At 65.0% G+C, this 21523-nt stretch carries 17 protein-coding genes; 9 read left to right on the top strand and 8 right to left on the bottom strand.

All coding sequences use genetic code 11. The features are described 5' to 3' along the window. Positions 1 to 68 precede the first annotated feature (68 nt). Positions 69 to 896, bottom strand: a complete 828-nt coding sequence (locus ABWP89_RS09435) for a response regulator transcription factor (protein ID WP_353228846.1) — start codon at positions 894 to 896, stop codon at positions 69 to 71. A 328-nt stretch (positions 897 to 1224) separates the two neighbouring features. Between ABWP89_RS09435 and ABWP89_RS09430 the strand changes: the two genes are divergently transcribed. The 3 genes from ABWP89_RS09430 (at position 1225) to ABWP89_RS09420 (ending at position 5115) form a co-directional block, all read left to right on the top strand. Then, on the top strand, positions 1225 to 2802 hold the full coding sequence (locus tag ABWP89_RS09430) for a phosphoenolpyruvate carboxykinase (protein WP_353228910.1): 1578 nt from the start codon (positions 1225 to 1227) through the stop codon (positions 2800 to 2802). Positions 2803 to 2932: 130 nt separating this feature from the next. Then, positions 2933 to 4018 (top strand): calcium-binding protein, encoded by a 1086-nt coding sequence (locus ABWP89_RS09425; protein WP_353228845.1) that lies wholly within the window; start codon positions 2933 to 2935, stop codon positions 4016 to 4018. Between the two features lie 209 nt (positions 4019 to 4227). Then, entirely contained in the window at positions 4228 to 5115 is an 888-nt protein-coding gene (locus ABWP89_RS09420; protein ID WP_353228844.1) for a hypothetical protein, read from the top strand. 19 nt (positions 5116 to 5134) lie between these two features. Here the strand turns inward: ABWP89_RS09420 and epsC are convergent, their stop codons facing one another. Genes epsC through ABWP89_RS09405 form a run of 3 tightly spaced genes read right to left on the bottom strand, consistent with a single transcriptional unit; the run spans position 5135 to position 7988 of the window. Beyond that, entirely contained in the window at positions 5135 to 6070 is a 936-nt protein-coding gene (gene epsC / locus ABWP89_RS09415) for a serine O-acetyltransferase EpsC (RefSeq protein ID WP_353228842.1), read from the bottom strand. Positions 6071 to 6129: 59 nt separating this feature from the next. Beyond that, complete coding sequence (locus ABWP89_RS09410) at positions 6130 to 6936, bottom strand: class I mannose-6-phosphate isomerase (protein WP_353228841.1); 807 nt, start codon at positions 6934 to 6936, stop codon at positions 6130 to 6132. Between the two features lie 11 nt (positions 6937 to 6947). Next, a complete protein-coding gene (locus tag ABWP89_RS09405) occupies positions 6948 to 7988 on the bottom strand; it encodes a mannose-1-phosphate guanylyltransferase (protein ID WP_353228840.1) in 1041 nt (346 codons plus the stop codon). A 407-nt stretch (positions 7989 to 8395) separates the two neighbouring features. On the opposite strand from ABWP89_RS09405, the gene ABWP89_RS09400 reads away from it, so the two are divergent. From ABWP89_RS09400 to ABWP89_RS09390, 3 genes are all read left to right on the top strand, one after another. Continuing rightward, positions 8396 to 11425, top strand: a complete 3030-nt coding sequence (locus tag ABWP89_RS09400; protein WP_353228838.1) for a TonB-dependent receptor — start codon at positions 8396 to 8398, stop codon at positions 11423 to 11425. Positions 11426 to 11495: 70 nt separating this feature from the next. After that, entirely contained in the window at positions 11496 to 13010 is a 1515-nt protein-coding gene (locus ABWP89_RS09395; protein ID WP_353228837.1) for a tryptophan halogenase family protein, read from the top strand. A gap of 12 nt (positions 13011 to 13022) precedes the next feature. Continuing rightward, positions 13023 to 15521, top strand: a complete 2499-nt coding sequence (locus ABWP89_RS09390) for a glycoside hydrolase family 3 protein (RefSeq protein WP_353228836.1) — start codon at positions 13023 to 13025, stop codon at positions 15519 to 15521. 119 nt (positions 15522 to 15640) lie between these two features. Here the strand turns inward: ABWP89_RS09390 and ABWP89_RS09385 are convergent, their stop codons facing one another. After that, complete coding sequence (locus ABWP89_RS09385; RefSeq protein ID WP_353228835.1) at positions 15641 to 15763, bottom strand: hypothetical protein; 123 nt, start codon at positions 15761 to 15763, stop codon at positions 15641 to 15643. On the opposite strand from ABWP89_RS09385, the gene ABWP89_RS09380 reads away from it, so the two are divergent. Then, on the top strand, positions 15755 to 16954 hold the full coding sequence (locus ABWP89_RS09380; RefSeq protein ID WP_353228834.1) for a glycoside hydrolase 5 family protein: 1200 nt from the start codon (positions 15755 to 15757) through the stop codon (positions 16952 to 16954). The genes ABWP89_RS09385 and ABWP89_RS09380 overlap by 9 nt on opposite strands. A 36-nt stretch (positions 16955 to 16990) precedes the next feature. Here ABWP89_RS09380 and ABWP89_RS09375 read toward each other — a convergent pair whose 3' ends face one another. Both ABWP89_RS09375 and ABWP89_RS09370 read right to left on the bottom strand, forming a co-directional pair. After that, a complete protein-coding gene (locus ABWP89_RS09375) occupies positions 16991 to 17983 on the bottom strand; it encodes a LacI family DNA-binding transcriptional regulator (protein WP_353228908.1) in 993 nt (330 codons plus the stop codon). A 114-nt stretch (positions 17984 to 18097) separates the two neighbouring features. Then, entirely contained in the window at positions 18098 to 18649 is a 552-nt protein-coding gene (locus ABWP89_RS09370) for a homogentisate 1,2-dioxygenase (RefSeq protein WP_353228833.1), read from the bottom strand. Between the two features lie 187 nt (positions 18650 to 18836). On the opposite strand from ABWP89_RS09370, the gene rfbB reads away from it, so the two are divergent. Together rfbB and rfbA are read left to right on the top strand one after the other, a co-directional pair. Next, positions 18837 to 19925 (top strand): dTDP-glucose 4,6-dehydratase, encoded by a 1089-nt coding sequence (rfbB, locus tag ABWP89_RS09365; RefSeq protein WP_353228832.1) that lies wholly within the window; start codon positions 18837 to 18839, stop codon positions 19923 to 19925. After that, positions 19922 to 20791: a glucose-1-phosphate thymidylyltransferase RfbA gene (gene rfbA, locus ABWP89_RS09360; protein ID WP_353228831.1), complete on the top strand. Its 870-nt coding sequence runs from the start codon at positions 19922 to 19924 to the stop codon at positions 20789 to 20791. Before rfbB ends, rfbA begins: the two co-directional genes overlap by 4 nt. Positions 20792 to 20795: 4 nt before the next feature. Here the strand turns inward: rfbA and ABWP89_RS09355 are convergent. Beyond that, the coding region (locus ABWP89_RS09355) for a hypothetical protein (RefSeq protein ID WP_353228830.1) at positions 20796 to 21523 on the bottom strand (728 nt) is incomplete at its 5' end.

Genomic DNA, 21523 nt, shown 5'->3' with positions numbered 1-21523 from the left:
CGCGCCACGGCTGTCGGTCCGGCCGACGTCGGGTGCGCGCGGTTCGCGGGGGATGGGGCGCGGCGTGGTCAAGGGTCGGTAAAGCTGTAGCCGGCGCCATAGAGCGTTTCGATCGCCGAAAACTGCCCGTCAACCAGCCGGAATTTGCCGCGCAACCGCTTGATATGGCTGTCGATCGTGCGATCATCGACAAACACGTCATCCTGATAGGCGGCATCCATCAGGCTGCTGCGCGACCGCACCACTCCGGGGCGCATCGCCAGCGCCTCAAGAATCAAAAATTCGGTCACGGTCAGCGATACCGGCTGCCCCGCCCATTCCACCTGGTGCCGCGCCGGGTCCATCGCCAGCCGGCCGCGCCGGATCACATCCGGCAGGGCATCGCCCGGTTCGTCGGGCGGGCGCAACGCGGCGCGCCGGGCGACCTCTCCGCGCCGCAGGATGGCGCGGATGCGGGCGATCAACAACCGCTGGCTGAACGGTTTGGCAATGTAATCGTCGGCGCCCATCGCCAGCCCCGCCGCCTCGTCCGCCTCATCATCCTTGCTGGTCAGAAAAATCACCGGCAGGTCGCTTTTTTCGCGCAAGCGGTGGAGCAGGTCAAAACCATCCATGCGCGGCATCTTGATATCGCACACCACCAGATCGGGCGGGTTGTCGATCAGTGCGGGCAAGGCCGCCGCCCCGTCGTAATAGACGCGGGTGGCGAAACCTTCGGCCTGCAGCGCGATCGATACCGTGGTCAGGATGTTGCGGTCATCGTCGACCAGCGCGATCACCTGCGGGGTGGTGGCGGCACCTGCGCCGGTGGGCGGCGGCGGTACCGGATCAGGGCGCGGGGCCGGTTCCGGGCGCGGGTTTGCAGCGGGTCCGCCGCCATCGGGCCTGGTCGTCATGATCGCATCACAGGTGTGCTCGCCGCCGTCATGGGCTGAAATACCCGTTAATTCCGGGGGTGGCAACCAGGACCCGGGTACAGCCCGGCCACGGCAGCCTGCCAGTTGCAGATTTTGCAAGTTCGGGCGCAAAAATCTTGTTTGCTGCACCCGGTTTGATGCAGCAATTTCGCTTGCGTCTGCGTCGCTGGCGAGCCAGTGCATTCGTATTCGATGTTTCGCCGTCGAACGTTTGAACCAGACGTGTGCGGTCGTTCCCAAAGCGGCCAGCCATCGGGAGGATTGCCCAGTGTCCGCTACTGTTTTCGCCACCGGCCTCAACGTTTCGCTGTCATCGCAGGGCTTTCCCGAACCGGCCGAACTGCATGCCAATCTGGGCACCGCGCCGCTGATCGAACACGCCGTGCGCAATGGCGAAGGCCTGCTGGCAAAGGATGGCCCGTTCGTGGTCACCACCGGCAAGCACACCGGCCGGTCGGCCAAGGACAAGTTTATCGTCCGCGATGCCGAAACCGAAAACACGGTGTGGTGGGGCAAAACCAACATTGGCATGACCCCCGATCACTTCGCCACGCTGAAGGCCGATTTCATCGCCGCACTGGGGGAAAAAGACCGGCTTTACGTGGCCGACCTGTTCGGCGGCAGCCAGCCGGAACACCGCGTCAATGTGCGGGTGATCACCGAATTTGCGTGGCACAGCCTGTTCATCCGCACCCTGCTGGTGCGCCCGGACACGGCGCAACTGGCCAGTTTTGTGCCCGAATACACGATCATCGATCTGCCGTCGTTCCGGGCCGATCCGGCGCGCCACGGCTGCCGCAGCGAAACCGTGGTCGCGGTCAATTTCACCGAAAAGCTGATCCTGATCGGCGGCACCGCCTATGCCGGTGAAATGAAGAAATCGGTGTTCGGCATTCTGAATTACCTGCTGCCGGTCAAGGGCGTGATGCCGATGCATTGTTCGGCCAATATCGGCCCGGATGGCGATACGGCGGTGTTTTTCGGCCTGTCGGGCACGGGCAAGACCACGTTGTCGGCCGATGCCAGCCGCACGCTGATCGGCGATGACGAACATGGCTGGTCCGACACCGCGGTGTTCAATTTCGAAGGCGGCTGTTATGCCAAGATGATCCGGCTTTCTGCGGAGGCAGAGCCCGAAATCTTTGCCACCACCAAACGGTTCGGCACGGTGCTGGAAAACGTGGTGATCGACCCGGTCACCCGCGTAATCGATCTGGACGATGCCAGCCTGGCGGAAAACAGCCGCGGGTCCTATCCGATTGAATTCATTCCCAACGCCAGCGCCGACAATCTGGGTCCGGTGCCGCACAATATCATCTTTCTGACCGCCGATGCCTATGGCGTGTTGCCGCCGATCGCGCGGCTGACGCCGGAACAGGCAATGTACCATTTCCTGTCGGGCTATACCGCGCGCGTGGCCGGTACCGAAATCGGCGTGACCGAACCGGAAGCGACCTTTTCCACCTGTTTCGGCGCGCCCTTCATGCCGCGCCACCCGTCCATCTATGGCAACCTGCTGAAGGAACGGATCAACAAGGGCGGGGTGCGCTGCTGGCTGGTCAACACCGGCTGGTCGGGCGGCAAGGCGACCGAGGAAGGCATCAAGCGCATGCCGATCAAGGCGACTCGCGCCCTGCTCAACGCCGCGCTCGATGGCAGCCTGAACACTGCCGAATTCCGTGAAGATCCGTGGTTCGGGTTTGAAGTGCCGGTGGCAGTGCCGGGGGTCGATGCCAAGCTGCTCGACCCGCGTGGCGCCTGGGCCGATGGTGACGCCTATGACCGCACGGCGCACGATCTGGTGCGCAAATTCATCGACAATTTCGAACAGTTTGCCGAACATGTCGATGAAAGCGTGCGCCAGGCTGCCCCCGTCATCGCCTGATCCCGCAACACCCGGTCAACGCACTGGCCAGGCGCTTGTTGATCCGAAGTGAAGCCATCGCCGGTTGTCGGTGCCAGTCCAATCGCGTCCATCATCCCGCCAGGCGCAGCGCGGATGATGGAGCGGTTTCATGGCAAAGACAGTCAGATATGGCAGCCTTGATGCGCTGTTGGGGGTAACCTTTGCCGCCAATTCACTGGTCAATATCAGCGCCAGCGCGGTCAACGGATCGATCACCAACAGCACCACATCGCCCAACCAGATCCTGAACTATCAGGGTCTGCTTGGCACCGTGGGCCGATCGTTTATCGCGATGAGCACCGTATCGTACAAGGTGGTCGCGGTTTCCAATGCCGACGATATGGTCACCATCGATGCCTTTGTCGGCCAGACGCTGGTGGGGGAGCTGAACTTTACGGTCTGCGGGTTCAGCCCGGTGGGTATCGCGCTGGCAGCCATGCCGCTCGATTCGCTGGTAACGCAAAGCGCCAATCTGCCCGGGCTGAACGGTTCGTTGTTCGTGCTGGGGGTGGGTGCGGTCGGCGCGCGATCCTATGGTTTCAATTTCGGCATCGGCGGTTCCTATACCTTCGTCGCCGGTGCGAAAGTGCTCTATGCCACCACCGCCAGTCCGGTCATCACCGGGGGCTATGGCCCGCACCTGCTGGTCGGGCTGTCGGGCAACGACCGCATTACCGCAGGTCCCGGCAAGACCGTGATCCAGGCCGGGCCGGGTAACGACGTGATTTATGCAGGATCGGGCGAGAACACCATCTATGCCGGCGATGGCACCGATGTGATCTATGGCGGAACCGGCGGGGCAGCGGTGTTTGGCGGTGCCGGCCATGCCGAAGTGCATCCCGGCACGGGCAAGATGATCATGGTGGCCGGCAGCGGGCAGGACACCTTTGTGTTTGCACCGGGCAAGACCGGCGGGCTGACCACCACGACCTGTGACGTGATCCAGAAATTTCACGCCAATCCCGGCAATGTCATCGACCTGTCGGCATTTGATTCGTTGCTGCCCGCAGGTGGCCCCACCCACCTGTCGTTCCTGGGTACGGCGGCGTTCGACATGCATGCCGGCCAATTGCGTTATGAAGCGGCGGGCACCGGGCTGATGGTGTTTGGCGATATCAACGGCGACGGCAAGGCCGATTTTGCGCTGAACCTGACCAAACTGACCAGCCTGAGCGCGGGAGATTTTATCCTGTAGCCGGTGGGCGCCGCACCGAATTGTAGCAATGTGTCGCGCATCCGGTTCTCGCTGGACCGATCAGCCAGCGTTCACGTCCATCTGGCTAGGCCCCGTACACGGTTTGGCAACGCGCAGGATCATGTCACGCGCGCCCAGCCGCCGAAGGGAACCGCAGCATGCCAGTTCAATCCGCCCCCACGCGACCTGGTCATCCGATTGCGCTGGCTATGACCACGTCAATCGTGGCCATGTCCATGGCGCTAACGCCGATCACCGCCAACGCGCAAATCGCACCATCATCAGGGTATGGCGCCCCGCCCCAGGCCGACCAGCCGCAGCAGGGCTACCCGCAACAACAGGGTTACCCGCAGCAGCAGGGCTACCCGCAACAGCAAGGCTATCCGCAACAGCAAGGCTATCCGCAGGACCAGCGCGACGCCGGGCCACAGGATTATGGCCCGCAACCGGGCTATGACGCGCAACGTGGCTATGGCCCGCCGCCCGAACCACCGCCGCCACCCGGTTATGGCGGTGGACAGATGCCACCCCCGCCACCGGGCTATGCTCCGTCGGGCGATGACGACACCCAACGCGCCATCGACGCGCGCTATGCCGCCGATGCGCAACTGTGGGCGCGCGAAAATTGTGCCAAATCGCATGGTGACGTGGCCGCCGGCGCGGTGATCGGCGGCATATTGGGCGCGATTGTCGGCAGCGCAGCGGGCGGCCGCCATGACGGTGGAGGATCGGCGGCGGTCGGCGCGGTGCTGGGGGCCGGCACCGGCGCCGTGATCGCGTCATCGCAAAACAACGCCACCAGCCCGGGCTGCCCCCCGGGTTATGTCGTGCGCGCCGGATCGGCGCCCTATCCCTATGCCTATCCGGGATATTATTACGCGGCGCCGGGCTGGTATCAGCCGTGGGTCTATGTCGGCACGGGCTGGGCCTATCGCCCCTATCCCTATCACCGCTGGTATTGGCAGACCTATCGCGGGCCAGGCTATCACGGCGGATATGGTGATCATGGCTGGCGCGGTGGCCCCGGCTGGCGCGGTGGCCCGGGCTGGCGCGGCGACCATGGCTGGCGCGGTGGCCCGGGTTGGCGGCGCCCGTAAATCGAACCGGCCGCCTGCCCTAATCGCAGGGGTCGGCGGCCTCGATACTGACGCTGGGCTGGGTCTGGCGCACCCGGCTCATAGGCGGAACCGACCGCGTCAGCCAGACATTGCCGCCGATTACCGATCCCTTGCCGATGGTCACCCGGCCCAGGATGGTCGCCCCGGCATAGATCGTCACGTCATCCTCGATGATCGGATGGCGTGGCTCGTTGATCAGCTGGCCGTGTTCGTCGGTGGCAAAGCTGCGCGCGCCCAGTGTCACCGCCTGGTAAATCCGCACCCCGCTGCCGATGATCGCGGTCTGGCCGATCACCACCCCGGTGCCGTGGTCTATGAAAAAGCGTTCGCCAATCTGCGCGCCGGGATGAATGTCGATGCCGGTGCGCGAATGCGCGATTTCGGCGATGATCCGCGCCACCAGCGGCGCCCCCAGCAGATACAGCTCGTGCGCGACGCGGTGGTGGATCAGCGCGACGATGCAGGGGTAGCACAACAGCACTTCATCAACGCTGCGCGCGGCCGGGTCGCCCAGGAACGCGGCCTGCAAATCGCCATCCAGCAGACGGCGAATCGCCGGCAGTCGCGCGGTCATTTCCTCCACAATCGCGGTCACCGCGCGTTCGATTGCGTCGGGGCCGCGTTCGTGGCGGATATAATGCAGTTCCATGCGCACTTGCGCAGCCAGGCGCGGCAGCACCGATTGCAGGCTGGCCAGCACAAAACTGTCTTCGCTCAACACTTTCAGATCGGGCGGGCCCAGCCGCAGCGGAAACAGCGCAGCGGCCAGCACATCGATGATCCGCCCCAGTTCGTGGCGCGACGGGAAACCCTGTTCGCCATATTGGGGATGGTGGCCCTGCGCCATGCGCCAGCCTTCGCGCACGTCGCGCAATTGCGCCGCGACCGCGGCGATATCAAACGGCGCCGGCGCGCTGGCCTGCGGGTCACTCATGCAATTCAATCCTTTTGCGCCCGCCCGGCCCGACCCATGAACACCCGCACGCGGGGGGCTCAGACCGTCGCGCGCACCACAATCGCCTGACCGTCGCCAGCAAAGGCCACGCCGTCAAGCCCCCGTGTGACCGCGCAGTCACCCGGTTGCAGCACCGTGTCCCCGGCGGTGATGGTGCCGACGCGCGGCAGGATCAGCACTGGCCCGGCATAGATCGCGCGCAGGGCGGCATCGGGCACGCCGGCAATGCGGTGCGCCTGAAAATAACGACCATGTGCCAGTTCGACCGTGCCGACCGGCGCAATGTGGCGGCGCAATGCGGGGTCATGCGGTTCCCCGTGCGCGACCGCGATCCCGGCATCCAGGTGCAATGGGCGCGGGCGGCCGTAATCGTACAACCGATAGGTGATGTCGGAACACTGCTGGATTTCGATCAGGCTGACCCCGGCGCCGATCGCGTGCACCGTGCCCGCCGGGATATAGAAAAAATCGCCGGGCTGCACCGGGTACCAGTCCATCAGCGCCTCGATCGACCCGTCGAGCGCGGCGCGGCGCATCGCCTCTGGCCCGATCTTGTGGGTAAACCCCACGCCCAGCGACGCGCCCGGTTCGGCCGCGATCACCAGCCAGCATTCCTCTTTGCCCGTATCGTGTTCACCAGCGGCGGCGGCCTGGGCATCGTCGGGATGGACCTGCACCGACAGTTTTTCGCTGGTGAAGATGTATTTCACCAGCACAGATGGCAAGGTGGCGGGCGGTTCGAACCAGATTTCGCCAATCCGCTGCCCCACAGGCGCGGTGAACGGCGGCGGCAGGACATCCTTGCCCCAGGGTTTTTCCACCGCGCGGATCGGCAGACGGTTCACCGGTGAACTGCTCACTGGTTTACGGCACCGTGCAGCTTGCCCACCAGCTGCGCGCCGTCGCGGGTGGTCACCATCACGTCGTTGCCATCGACCACGATGATCAGGTTTTCCGCCCCGATCACCGACACGCGCGGCCCGTCGCTGTGCACCAGCACATTGCGGCACCCCTGCAATTCCACCGTGCCATGCACGGCATTGCCATCGTCATCACGCGGCAAAGCCTCATGCAGCGCCTGCCAGTTGCCGATGTCGGACCAATCCATCGCCACCGGCACCATCGCCGCGCGGGCGGTCTTTTCCATCACCGCATAATCCACCGATTCGCCGGCGATGCTGGCAAAGATCGCCGCATCGGGGTGAAACCGGCGGCCGTCTTCGTGCCCGGCCGCCACTGCGGCCAGCACTGCGCTGGCAATATCGGGCCGATGCTGCGCCAGTTCATCCATAAATGCACCGGCGCGAAACGCGAAAATGCCGCCGTTCCAGGCATAGCCGCCCTCGGCCAGAAACCCGCGCGCGCGATCAAGATCAGGCTTTTCAACGAACCGTTCCACGCGATATCCGGCCGATCCGGCGATGCCCGCGCCTTGCTTCAGATAGCCAAAACCGGTTTCCGGCGCGGTCGGGGTGATCCCGAACGCCACCAGCCAGTCCGCCGCCGCCAGCTCTGCCGCGGCACGGGCCGCGGCGCGGAACGCCGGCGCGTCACCGATATGGTGGTCGCTGGGGCACACCAGCATGATCGCATCGGCGGGCAGGCGCGCCGCCGCCAGCGCAATCGCGGCGGCGGTGTTCATCGCCGCCGGTTCCACTATGATCTGCGCGCCAGAATCATCGGGCAGCTGACTTTCCACCAGCGGCACGTGCGCGGCGCCGGCCACGATGATCGGCGCGGCAAACCCGTCGGCCGGATCGCACCGCAGCACGGTGGCGGCAAACAGCGTGGTATCCCCCACCAGTGGCAAAAACGGTTTGGGCCTGATCTTGCGCGACCGGGGCCACAACCGGGTTCCGCTGCCACCGCACAAAATGACGGGCACGATATTGATCATACGGCAAAAACTTTCTTCGCAACGGCGATAACCGGTGTGACACGCAAGCAAACGCCCCACATGCCCATATCGCACGCGCCAGTCCAAGTCATGCCGAATAACGGCGCAGGCGACGCGCCAATACGGGAATTTGCGCCGGGCCGTCATACGAATGCGGGCCAAAAACGCTCCGCTGATTGTCGATTGACATCGATGTCATACGTGCTTATCCAAAGCTCCAAGGCACCGTCAGCCGGGCTGTGCAGCGTTGTGCTGTACAAAGCCTCGGCAACTGGCAGGGTCGAACATCGGAGGGGAACACCATGAAACGCCAGTATTTGGCGAGCGCCCTTGTGCGCTCTGCGTCTGCAACCGCGATCATCATTGCGACCATGTCTGCCGCTGTGGCCCAGGCCCAAACCGCGTCAGTGGCACCTGCGCCCGCGCCGGCCAGCGATGCGGCCAAGACCGCGCCCGATGCCGGCAACGAAATCCTGGTCACCGGGTTTCGCGCATCGTTGAACAACGCGCTGTCGAACAAGCGCAACGCGACGATGGTGATCGAATCGATCGTCCCCGAAGACATCGGCAAATTCCCCGACCAGAACGTGGCGGAATCGCTGCAACGCCTGCCCGGCGTGCAGATCGACCGTTCGGGCGGCCAGGGCACCGCGGTGCTGATCGACGGGCTGCGCCAGAACCTGACCACGCTGAACGGCGAAGTGTTCCTGACGGGGCGCGAATTTTATGTTTCGGGTGAAGCATCGGGTGGTGGCGCCGGCGGCAATTCGCAATACGGTTCGCTGGAAGGTGTGCCGAGCGAAGAAATCGGCGGGATCGACGTCTATAAAAACCCCCAAGGTTCGATGGTCGAAGGCGGCGTTGGCGGCACGATCAACCTGAAATCGCTCGATCCGCTGGCGCAGAAGCGCGGGCTGACGGTGGCGGGCAACTTGCGCGGTTCCACATCGACCGGCGCAAATTCGGTCACCCCGGTGGGCACATTGCTGGTGTCGTACAAATTCGCGCACGACATCGGCGTGTTTGCCGCATTGTCGTATGACGATGAAAAGACCACCACCAACGAATATCAGGCGGCCAACCGCAACCAGTGGCTGATCACCGATTACCTGACCACCCCGACGTTTGGCGCAGCCACCCCGCCGGCAGAGGGCGGCGCCCAGGCGATCGGGCCATCATCGGGCCTGACCCCGGCCAGCTTTGCCCACGGCGGCACGTTTTACACCATTCCGCAGCTCGGCTATTTCACCACCAACCACGACCACCGCAAGATTTTCGGCGCAACCTTTGGCGTGACCGCGCGGCTGGACGATCATCTGAAAACCAGCCTGGTGTGGTTCCATTCGCACGAACGCGATGAAAGCCTGTCCTATTCCGACAAGGTCTGGTTCAACGGCCAGGGCGCACCTGCCGGAACGCTGGCCTCACCCGGCACGGCGCTGCCATCATTGCTGGCCGGCGCCAGCAACAGCATCGATGGCAACGGCATCGTTACCAAGGGCACGTTTTATGCCAATGGCGCCGAAACCGCGACGCTGTACCAGGGTACCAGCACGCATGCCGACAACCTGCAATGGAACCTGAAATTCGACAATGACGCCGGGCTGAAAATGACCTGGGCCGCGGCCTATGCCCATTCCGGTTCGGATCTGGAGGCGGCGCAGGCCGACGTCGAACACGGGCTGTACAACGCCTATCCGGGCGTGGCGACCAACCCCACCGCGCCGGGCTGCAACAACGGCGCATCGACTTGCGCGGGCGCAGGCAACCCGGGCTATACCTTCAACTGGACCAACGGCGGCACATCCGGCCTGCCCACGGTGGCGTACAACGCGCCCTATGCCGATGTGCTGAACAACCCGGCCTATACCCTGTTCAAATCGAACTGGGCCTGGGCCAACCTGACCACCCAGACGCAATGGTCGACCCGCTATGATGCCAGCTATGACGTCAACCCCGGGTTCACGATTTCGGCAGGTGCGCGCTATGCTGGCCGCACGGTTGACCAGACCTTTGGCCGTTATCTGATCACCTCACCCGATGGCAGCCCGATCGCCAATTGCTGCCAGGCGCCGACGGGTGGCAATTATGTCTATTACGTCGATCCGGGCTATGCCGCGCTGCCCTATTCGACCGCGACGTCCAACCCCGCGCTGGCACTGCAGGTCAACGGGTTTGGCGTCGGTCCGATGCTGGTCAAAAATCCCTATGTCGGCGGCATGACCAACCCGGCCACGTACCTCAACACGCTGTGGACGCAGGCCGGCAATGGCGGGGTGGCCAACAGTTCGGAAAAATTCTTCAAGGACACGTTGAGCTCGTTCCGCGTCAGCGAAAAGGTGCTGGCCGGCTACCTGATGACCGACATCGGCCAGCGCACCGACAACTATCACCTCAACCTGGGGGTGCGGTTCACATCGACCAACCTGTCGATCGGCAATGCGCAGACCGCACCGGTCCCCAGCTTTTACGGGTCGGCATCGTGGAACGGGGTCAATTCCAACAACATCCCGGTACAGACCGATCGCCATTACAACAGCGTGCTGCCCTCGTTGAACTTCACGTACAAACCGTCTGAACACGAAGTCATCCGGTTCGGCGCGGCGCGCGTGGTGGCGCCACAGGACCTGTTTTCACTGGGCCTGGGCAATTCGTACAACTTTACCCGCCAGACCAACGCCCGCACCAATGTCAACACCGGGGTCAAGGACGGCTTTGCCTTTGCCGGCGGGTCTTCGGGCAATCCCTATCTCGATCCGTACAAGGCGTGGCAGTTCGTCGGCGGCTATGAAAACTATTTCGCCCACGGCGCGCTGGCCAGCGTTTCGGCGTTTTACAAAAAGGTCGATAACTTCGTCGAACAGGCCAACATCGCTACGAAGGTCAACGACGATTTCGGCGGCACCGTGGCCAATGTCGCCCAGCCGATCAACGCGGGCAAAGGCTGGATCTATGGCCTGGAACTGGGCGCGCAATACCAGGTCAACGATGGCGCGCTGAACGGGTTCGGGTTTGCCGCGAACTATACCTATTCGAAATCAAAGCAGGATCAGGCCACCGCGTTTTCGGCCACATCGGAAATCCCCGGTGTGTCGAAACATGCGCTGACCGGCACCGCGTTTTACGAAGCCCACGGGCTGTCGGCGCGGCTGTCCTATTCCTGGCGCAGCAAGGCGGTGAACGATTCGCTGGTCGGTTCGACCTTTGCGTTCCCCGACCAGTTCGGCAATCCCAAGGTCTATCAGGTCTATACTGCGCCCTATGGCCAGCTGGATGGCCAGATCGGTTATGATTTCAACAAGCAGTTCGGGGTGACCCTGTCGGCGCAAAACATCACCAAATCGTCGCAGCACACCTATCTGCAATGGCCCAACCAGCCATTTTCCTATGACAATTCGGGGCGCCGCATCTTCTTTGGTGGCAAGTTCAAGTTCTGATCAGCCCCGCACCAAGACGCCCGCCGGGTTCCCTCACCCGGCGGGCGCATGTTTGTGAAAGGCCACGACCGTGCCGGTAGTTGCAGATGGTCCTGATCCGATCCGGTCGATCGCGATCATCGGCGGCGGCACCGCCGGGTGGATCAGTGCCAGCGTGCTGGCGCGCGGGCTGACCGGCACCGGCATTGCCATTACCCTGATCGAATCCGCAGACATCGGCATCATCGGCGTGGGTGAGGCAACCATCCCGCCGTTCATCGACATGCTGGAATTCCTGGACATCAACGTCGCCGATTTCATCCAGCATACCCATGCGACGATGAAACTGGCGATCCGTTTTGACGGCTGGAACGGGCCTGGCACATCGTACTGGCACCCGTTCGGCACGTTTGGCACCGGCATCGCGCGGCGCCCGTTCCACCACGCACTGTTGCACTTGCGCGGGGCCGGTCAGGCGCCGGGGGTGGCCGATTTCAATCTTTGCGCGGCGCTGGCGGATCGTGATCTGGCCTATGCGCCGCAGGGCACGCCCCCGGCCGGCGCACGCCATGCGCTGCATCTGGATGCGGTACTGGTCGCGCAATACTTGCGGTCCTATGCGCAGGCGCTGGGGGTCACCCGGATCGAGGCGACGGTGGGCGGCGCGACGCGCGATGATCGCGGGCATATCGCCGGCGTCACGCTGGACGACGGTCAGCGTGTCGATGCCGATCTGTTCATCGATGCATCGGGCTTTTCCGGGGTGCTGATCGAACGCGAACTGGGCACGGGCTATATCGACTGGCGCGCGCATCTGCCGTGCGATCGCGCGCTGGCCATGCCCACGCCGCGTGATGCCACGCTGCCGCCCTATACCGTGGCGCATGCCATGGACGCCGGCTGGCGTTGGCGCATCCCGCTGCAGCACCGCTGCGGCAATGGCTATGTCTATTCGTCGGCGCATCTGTCGGACGATGCCGCGCGCGATGAACTGGTGGCGGCGCTGGATTATCCGCCGGGCGCAGAGCCGCGCCAGCTGCGCTTCGTGCCCGGCCGGCGGGCGCAGGCGTGGGTGGGCAATTGTGTGGCGATCGGGCTGGCATCCGGGTTTCTGGAACCGCTGGAATCGACCAGCATCCATCTGGTCACGGCCGGCGTGTTCAACCTGCTCGACCATTTTCCCGACCGGCGTTTCAATCCTGCGCTGGCGGCCAGTTACAATAGCGAACTGGCGCAGGAACTGGAACGCATCCGCGATTTCCTGATCCTGCATTACGCGCTGACCACGCGCACCGACACCCCGTTCTGGGCTGATATGCGCGCCGCGCCGCTGCCCGACAGTTTGCAGGAACGGATCGCGCTCTATGCCGATGCCGGGGTTATCCGGCCACAGTCGCGTGAACTGTTTACCGAACCAAGCTGGTTCTATGTGCTTGACGGCATGGGGCTGCGGCCGCGCCGGTCCGATCCGCTGATTGCCGCGATCGCGCCTGATCAATTGCGCACCATGTTGCGCCAGATCAGCCGCGATGCGCTGGCGGGGTTTGCGCACGCCACCCGCCATGACGCGTTGTTCCCCCCTCACCCTGTTGCGATCACCGGATAGTTTTGCACCCCCATGATGTTTTGCCCCCCGACTGTTCGCCACTATACCCGCCTGGCCGCCCTCACCGCGCTCGCGCTGGCAGTACCGGCACAGGCCGATGCCCCCGGCACCGCGCATCCGGGCATCTGGCCCGCGTACCATTACCCGGTCACGCCCGATCCGCGCAGCGAGGCACGCATTGCCGACCTGATCGCGCGCATGACGCTGGAGGAGAAAATCGGCCAGCTGGTGCAGGGCGATATCTGCTGCACCACCCCCGATGATGTGCGGCGCTATCACCTGGGCGCGGTGCTGAATGGCGGCAACAGCGGCCCCGGCGGCGATGACAAGGCGCCCGCGCCGGCATGGCTGAAACTGGCCGATGCCTATTGGGCGGCATCGACCGACCGGTCGGCCGGCGGCGTCGGCATTCCCATCATCTGGGGAACTGATGCGGTTCACGGCCATTCCAACATCGTCGGCGCCACGCTGTTTCCGCACAATATCGCATTGGGCGCCACGCGCGATCCGGCGCTGGTGGAACGCATCGGCGCGGCCACCGCCACCGAAATCCGCGTGACCGGGCTGGACTGGACCTTTGCGCCGACGGTGACCGTGCCGCGCGATTACCGCTGGGGCCGCGCCTATGAAGGCTATTCGTCCGACCCCGCGCTCACCTCGCGCTATGTCGGCGCGATGTTGCGCGGATTGCAGGGCGCGCCTGACGGCCGCGACCTGATTGCGCATGGCAAAGTGATCGCATCGACCAAGCATTTCCTGGGCGATGGCGCCACCACCAACGGCGTCGACCAGGGCGATGCCGCGATCAGCGAAACCGATTTGCGCGATATTCACGGGCGCCCCTATGGCCCGGCGATCGAGGGCGGCGTGGCGACCGTGATGGCCAGTTTTTCCAGCTGGCAGGGCCGCAAGATGACCGGCAATGCCGGGCTGCTGACCGGCGTGCTGAAAGATCGCATGGGTTTTGGTGGGTTCGTGGTGTCCGACTGGAACGCGCATGGCCAGGTTGAAGGCTGTTCCAACGCCAGTTGCGCCGCCGCCGTGCTGGCCGGAATCGACATGGTGATGGCCCCCGACAGCTGGAAAGACATGGTCACCAGCCTGACCGCGCAGGCCCGCGCCGGGGTGATCCCGCTGGCGCGCATCGATGACGCGGTCACGCGTATCCTGCGGGTCAAAGCGCGGCTGGGGCTGTTTGACGCCGGCGCGCCATCGACCCGGCCATTGGCCGGGCAATGGAACCAGATCGGTTCACCCGCACACCGGGCGCTGGCGCGTGAGGCCGTGCGCAAATCGCTGGTCATGCTGAAAAATGACGGCGCGCTGCCCATCCGCGCGGGCGCGCATCTGCTGGTCGCGGGCGATGGCGCCGATGACATTGCGCGCGCCGCCGGTGGCTGGACGATCAGCTGGCAGGGCACCGGGCTGACCCGCGCCGATTTCCCCGGCGCCACCTCGCTGTGGCAGGGATTGCACGATGCCATGGTGGCGGGCGGCGGCAGCGCAGAACTGGCGCCCGACGGGCATTTTCAGCAGCGCCCCGATGTCGCCGTGGTGGTGTTCGGCGAGCGGCCTTATGCAGAATTTCAGGGTGATCTCAAATCCCTGCAATTGACGCCGGACCTGACCGCACCGTGGGACACCATGCGCGCGCTGCGTGCGCAGCACATTCCGGTGGTGGCGGTGATGCTGACCGGGCGGCCGCTGTTTGTAAACCCGGCGCTGAACGCCGCCGATGCCTTTGTCGTCGCGTGGCTGCCCGGCAGCGAGGGCGAAGGCCTGGCCGATATGCTGGTGGGCGATGCGCAGGGGCATGCGCGCCACGCCCTGACCGGGCAACTGCCGACCGCATGGCCGCGCACTGCGCGCGCCAGCGATGGCGCACTGTTTCCGCTGGGGTATGGCATGACATGGCAACAGCGCACCCGTGGCTGGAAGGCGCTGTCCGATGACCCTGCCGTGCCGCCCGCGACCGATGTGCGCCGCTGGTTCACCAATGGCCAGGCCGCTGCCGGCTGGTCGCTGCGCGTGTCGGCGCCCGATGGCAGCCAGTCGACGCGGATTACCGCGGTGCCTGCGCAAGCGCTGGGCGGGCGGGTGCAAGTGACCGCGGTCAACACCACCGTGCAGGAGGGCGCGCGGCGCTTTGCCATGGGCCCCGGCGGCCCGGCGATGATCGCGCTGGCGACGCCTGCGCCGATCGACCTGAGCCGCGAAACCAATGGCGATGTGCTGATGCTGATGACCGTGCGCGTGGCTGCGGCACCGGCGCATCTGGCGCTGGGCATGGCCTGCGCCGATGCCACCTGCGCGGCGAACGTGCCGGTCACGGTACCGGCGGCGGATCGCTGGGTCCGCTATGGCCTGCCGTTGAAATGCTTTGCCGCCCATGGCGCCGACATGACACGGATTGCCGAGGCGTTTCGCCTGTCGGCCGATGGCCCCGCCGACGTGACCCTGACCGAAGTGCGCCTGGGCAACGACCCGGAGGAGATTTTGCCATGCCCGTAAAATCAAGCGACTCTTCCCCCCTCCCCTTCAGGGGAGGGGCCGGGGGTGGGGGCCATCCCCACGCGCCGAGCTCCGGTGAGAGCCCCCACCCCAACCCCTCCCCTGAAGGGGAGGGACTTTTAAGCCGTCGTGATCTTATCGTCGGCCTTGGCGGAACAGCCGCCCTGGCCGGAACCGCTGTCGCGCGCGAACACCACGATACCGGCATCATCCGCCGCCAGGGCAGCCAGTTTGTGCGCCATGGCAAACCGTGGCGGCATACCGGCGCCAATGCCTGGTACCTGGCGTGGCTGGGTGCCGATCCGGTTAACGGCCGGGCGCGGCTGGGGCGCGAACTTGACCGGTTGAAGGCGATCGGCGTGACCAATGTGCGCTTGCTGGCCGGCGCGGAGGAAGGCCCGCTGCGCGCCAGCGTTACCCCCGGGTTCATCAACCGCGAAGGGCACCTGAACCACGCGCTGCTGATCGGGCTGGACCATGTCATGGTCGAACTGGCGCGGCGCGGCATGACCGGCGTCCTGTACCTGACCAACAACTGGGAATGGTCGGGCGGGATGATGACATTGCTATGGTATGAAACCGGGCAATACATCGACAACAACGACCCGGCGCATCCATGGCCCGAATTCCCCGATGCGGGATCGGCATTTTACAGCAACACCAACGCGGTGCAGCGCTTTTTTGGCTATATCCGCACCATCGTCAGCCGGGTGAACAGCGTGACCGGCCGCGCCTATCGCGATGATCCCGCGCTGATGGCGTGGCAATTGTGCAATGAACCGCGCCCGGCGGTCACGCCAGCGATCATGGAACGCGTGCTGCCCGCCTATTACGCGTGGATCGATGCCAGCGCCGCGCTGATCCGGCAAATCGACCCGCACCACATGGTGTCGCTGGGGATGGAGGGCACGATCGCCAGCAATGGCCGCGCCGATGTCGTGCAACGCGCGCACCGGTCGATCGATTATTTGACCGCGCATGTCTGGCCGCTCAACTGGGGCTGGGTCGATGGCAAGAACCTGGCCGCGACGTGGGACGCGGGGAAGACCAAGGTGGAGGATTACCTGACCACCCACATCGCGCTGGCCACCGCGGCCAACAAGCCGCTGGTGATCGAGGAATTCGGATTCCCGCGCGATGGCGAATTGTATGATCCCACCGTAGCCACCACATTCCGCCAGCAATACTACCGCCTGATCTATGGCGCAGCAGAAACCAGTCTGGCACAGGGCGGCCCGGTTGCCGGCACCAATTTCTGGGGCTGGAACGGCGAAGCCCGCACAACACGCCCCGACCACCGCTGGCACCCCGGCGACCCGCTGATGGGCGACCCGCCACACGAACCCCAAGGCTGGTATGGCAATTTCGACAGCGATGCCGCGATGATCGCCATCATCCGCGACCACGCCGCGCGGTTTGCGACAAGCAATTAGGATTGCGACCAAAATCCTCCCCGTTCGGGGAGGATTTTACGAGGCCCTCGGCGCCGCGGTTGACTGCCGGATCAGCAGTTCGTGCGCATGCATCACCGGCGCCGGGGTTTCTTCACCCGCCAGCAGTTTCAGCAGGCCATCGGTGGCGGTGACGGCCATGTCGAACACCGGTTGGCGCACGGTGGTCAGTTTGGGCATGATCAGGCGCGAAATGTCGGAATCGTCAAAGCCGACCACCGACAGATCGTCTGGCACCGACAGCCCGGCTTCACGCGCGACGGTGATCGCGCCCACCGCCATGTCATCGTTTTGCGCCAGGATCGCGGTCGGGCGCGGGCCGGGGCGCGCCAGGATGCGGGCCATCGCCGCCTCTCCGCTGGCGAACGTGAAATCGCCCTGTTCCACGGTGACGCTATCCATGCCCACGCCATGCGCGGCAAGTGCCTGGGCATAGCCCTGGCTGCGCGCGGTACTGGCCGCATGGGTGGCATCACCCAGGATCACCGCCAGCCGGCGGTGGCCCAGTGCCAGCAAATGCTCCGCCACTTCGCGCGCAGCGGCCACGTCATCCAGCAGCGAACAGGCACCGCGCGCCGCATCGTGCTGCGGCGCGATCCGGCCATAGCGGATGCCCGCCGCATCCAGCTGGTCGAGCACGGCGGGCTGATCGCTGCCCGGAGGCGCCAGCACGACGCCATCCAGCGCGGTCGCCTTCAGAAACGCGACAAAGGCATCGGTGCGCGCGGTCACATCGCTGAACGGCAGGATGATCATGCGAAAGCGTTCATCGGCCAGACGTTCCAGCACGCCGCGCTGCAATTCCACCACATAGCTGGGGCTGGGGCGTTCATAGGTCAGCCCGATCATGTAACTGCGCCGCGTGATCAGGCCCTTCGCCGTGATGTTCGGCTGATAATTCAGTTCCTTGGCCACGGCCTTGACCCGCGCACGCAGCTCATCCTTGACGAACGGTTCGTCGTTCAGGACCCGCGAAACGGTCTTGGGCGAAACCCCCGCGGATTTCGCAATTTCATAGATCGTGGCACGGCGCGAAATGGCGGTTCTCCGGGGGATTGCGCCCCGGTCTTGCGCGATGCGCGCGGTTTTTACAAGCGCGCCGTCAGCCCTTCATGCGCGGGGAGGCTATGGCAGGCGGATGACCATGACCTGCGCCCGCGGCGTGGCATTACCGGCAATTTGCAGCGTATAACTGCCGGGATCGAGCGCAAAATCGACCAGTTTGCGGATGCCGGTGCACGCCGGGCCGTGGTCATGCGCCACCGCGGCCACCGCGCTGCCGTTCGCCGCCACCAGATCAAGCCATGCATGCGTGCCCAGCACCACGCGATAGGTGCCGCGTGCCGGCACGACAATGCGCCACATCCCGCCATAGCTGTCCGCCGCGCCGGGCTTTTCCGGGCGGCGCGCATAAGTGACCGCCGGTGTCGGCGCCAACCGGGCCAGCACCGCATCGCCCACCGGCAGCACGCTGGCGGGCAGCGCGGCGGGCGTGGTCGCGGCATCGCGAAAACCCAGCATGGTCCAGCCATACAGAGCGGGCGTCAAAGTGCCCGGCGCAGTGCAGGCAGGGGCATCGTGCATCGCCGCGCCATCGGCGGCATGGGCCATCTGCGGCGTTGCCATTGCAACAACTGCCGCAATCATGATCCGGTTGATGGTTGTCACGACGGTCACCCTTCCCTGCCTTGTATCCGGCACTGGACATAGCATTGCCCGGCCACCCGAAACCAGCACGGCGCATTGCCCTTTGTATCGTGCCGCAGAAGGGACGGGCCTGCCCGCCGCCTTTTGCAGTATTTTAAGGCCGCTGGGGTACCACGCTGGTCATGGCTCGATCGGGGGCAAGCGAAAGGGCAGCGGGATGCGTGTGATGGTCACCGGCGGGGCGGGCTTTATCGGCTCGGCACTGGTGCGCCACCTGGTGCTGGATGGCGGTCACGACGTGCTGACGGTCGATGCGTTGACCTATGCCGGCAATCTGGAATCGCTCAATCCCGTACACGATCACCCGCGGCACCGGTTCGTCTGCGCCGATATCCGTGATGCGGCTGCGATGCGCGCGGCGATCGGCACGTTTCGCCCCGACCGCATCATGCACCTGGCCGCCGAAAGCCATGTTGACCGGTCAATCACCGGCGCCGACGCATTCATCACCACCAATATTGTCGGCACGTTCACCCTGCTGGAGGCGGCACGCGCCTATTGGCACGGGCTGGCGCCCGAACGGCGCGCGGCATTCCGGCTGGTCCACGTGTCCACCGATGAAGTCTATGGCTCGCTGGAGGGCGGCCCCGGCAGCGGCGGCGCGTTTCAGGAAACGACGCCCTATGATCCGTCATCGCCCTATGCCGCGTCAAAAGCGGCGGCCGACCATCTCGCCCGCGCCTGGCACCGCACTTATGGTTTGCCGGTGATCGTCACCAACTGTTCAAACAATTACGGGCCATACCATTTTCCCGAAAAGCTGATCCCGCTGACCATTCTGAACGCGCTGGAGGGAAAGCCACTGCCGATTTATGGCAAGGGCGAAAACGTGCGCGACTGGCTGTATGTCGATGATCATGCGCGCGCGCTGGACCTGATTGCGACACGCGGGCGCGCCGGCGCAACCTACAACATCGGCGGGGGCAACGAACGCCGCAATATCGATGTGGTGCGCCAGATCTGCGCCGTGCTCGACCAGTTGCGCCCCGCCGCGCACGCTTATGCCGATCTGATCCGCTTTGTCACCGACCGGCCCGGGCACGATGCGCGCTATGCCATCGATGCCACCTTGCTGGAAACCGAGCTGGGCTGGCGCGCGCAGGAAAATTTTGACAGCGGGATCATGCGCACCGTGCGCTGGTACCTGGACAATCGCGCGTGGTGGGCGCCGCTGCGCGATGCCTATGCCGGCGAACGGCTGGGGCTGTATGCGCCCGAACGCACGATGCGGCAGGCCAGCGCATGAAGGGGATCATCCTGGCCGGCGGCACCGGCACCCGGCTCTATCCGATCACGCTGGCGACATCGAAACAGCTGATCCCGGTCTATGACAAGCCGATGATCTATTACCCGCTGACCACGCTGATGCTGGCGGGCATTCGCGATATCCTGATCATCACCACCCCGCACGATGCCCCGGCGTTTCGCGAATTGCTGGGCGATGGCGGCCAGTGGGGGCTGCGGCTGTGCTATGCCGTGCAGGACCAGCCGAGGGGCCTGCCCGAAGCATTCGTGATCGGCGCGGAATTTCTGGCGGGCGGGCCATGCTGCCTGGTGCTGGGCGACAACATCTTTTTCGGCAACGAACTGCCGCGGCTGCTGCGCGGCGTGGCCACGCCCCGGCCGGGCGCCACGGTGTTTGCCTATCACGTGGCCGATCCGGAACGCTATGGCGTGGTCACCTTTGATGCGCAGGGCCGCGCGCTGGCGATTGCCGAAAAGCCGGTTGCGCCCAAATCAAACTGGGCGGTGACCGGGCTGTACATGTTTGATGCCGATGTCTGCGCGATTGCCGCCGGGCTGACACCATCGGCGCGGGGCGAGCTGGAAATTACCGATGTGATCACCGCCTATCTGCAGCGCGGCGATCTGCTGGTGGAACGGCTGGGGCGCGGCTATGTCTGGCTGGATACCGGCACGCCCGACAGCCTGCTGGATGCGGCCGATTTCGTCGGCACGATGGAACGCCGCCAGGGCATGAAAATCGCCTGTCCCGAAGAAATCGCCTGGCGCCAGGGTTGGGTGGATGACGCCGGGCTGACCGCCACAATCGCGCAATTGGGCCGCAGCAGCTATGGCGCCTATCTGCAACGGCTGATGGACACGCGCTGACCGGTCAGGCGGGTTGTGGCAGCCGCGCGAAGGTGAACGCGGCGGCGTCGCGCGCAAACAGCGCCACCGCCGCAGGCATCCACCAGATCATGTAATCATCGTGCGCGGTCGATCCGGTCATGATCAGCACCAGCGTGATCACGGCGAACAGGATCATCCGCCGGTCAAGCGTTACGCCTTCGCGCCCGCCGCCAAAACGCGTAACCTGCGCCAGCAGCACCCCGCCCGACACCGACAACCACAGCGCCATCCCCGCCAGCCCCGCCACGCGCCCGATCGAGGCCGGCGCCAGCATCCGCCACGAGGTGGAATCCGGCACCCGCACAAAATTGAACAGCAGCACGTTGCGCACAAACGGCATCGGGTCCCACAACAGCGCCAGCAGATCGGGCACCAGCCCCGCTGCCAGCCCCAGGCAATAGGGTTTCCAGCGACTGGCCGGAAACAGCAGCGTCAGCGCGACCAGCCCGGGCATCAATTTGCACGACAGGCTGAAACCCACCATCAGCCCGGCCAGCGCCGCCGACCGCGACCACAACGCGAACCCGGCCATGACAAACACCACGCCCAGCACATCGTTGTACCCCATCGCCAGGCTGGTTTCCGCCAGTTCGGGCGTGGCGATGATCACCACCAGCGCGGCCAGGCCGGCCCAGGCGCTTTGCGCCCCACGATCCGCGCTTTGCGCCCCACGATCCGCGCTTTGCGCCCCACGATCCGCGCTTTGCGCCC

This window comes from Novosphingobium sp. (assembly GCF_040398825.1).
GTDB lineage: Bacteria > Pseudomonadota > Alphaproteobacteria > Sphingomonadales > Sphingomonadaceae > Novosphingobium.
The sequence above is the reverse complement of the archived record's forward strand: the minus strand, read 5'-3'. Positions and strand labels throughout refer to the sequence as shown.

What these genes read in the sequence shown, in the direction of transcription:
- ABWP89_RS09385 (WP_353228835.1), bottom strand. Translation starts at nt 15,763, where the DNA reads ATGGCGCACAAACTGGCTGCCCTGGCGGCGGATGATGCCGGTATCGTG.
- rfbB (WP_353228832.1), top strand. Translation starts at nt 18,837, where the DNA reads ATGCGTGTGATGGTCACCGGCGGGGCGGGCTTTATCGGCTCGGCACTG.
- ABWP89_RS09425 (WP_353228845.1), top strand. Translation starts at nt 2,933, where the DNA reads ATGGCAAAGACAGTCAGATATGGCAGCCTTGATGCGCTGTTGGGGGTA.
- ABWP89_RS09390 (WP_353228836.1), top strand. Translation starts at nt 13,023, where the DNA reads ATGATGTTTTGCCCCCCGACTGTTCGCCACTATACCCGCCTGGCCGCC.
- ABWP89_RS09405 (WP_353228840.1), bottom strand. Translation starts at nt 7,988, where the DNA reads ATGATCAATATCGTGCCCGTCATTTTGTGCGGTGGCAGCGGAACCCGG.
- ABWP89_RS09420 (WP_353228844.1), top strand. Translation starts at nt 4,228, where the DNA reads ATGACCACGTCAATCGTGGCCATGTCCATGGCGCTAACGCCGATCACC.
- epsC (WP_353228842.1), bottom strand. Translation starts at nt 6,070, where the DNA reads ATGAGTGACCCGCAGGCCAGCGCGCCGGCGCCGTTTGATATCGCCGCG.
- ABWP89_RS09435 (WP_353228846.1), bottom strand. Translation starts at nt 896, where the DNA reads ATGACGACCAGGCCCGATGGCGGCGGACCCGCTGCAAACCCGCGCCCG.
- rfbA (WP_353228831.1), top strand. Translation starts at nt 19,922, where the DNA reads ATGAAGGGGATCATCCTGGCCGGCGGCACCGGCACCCGGCTCTATCCG.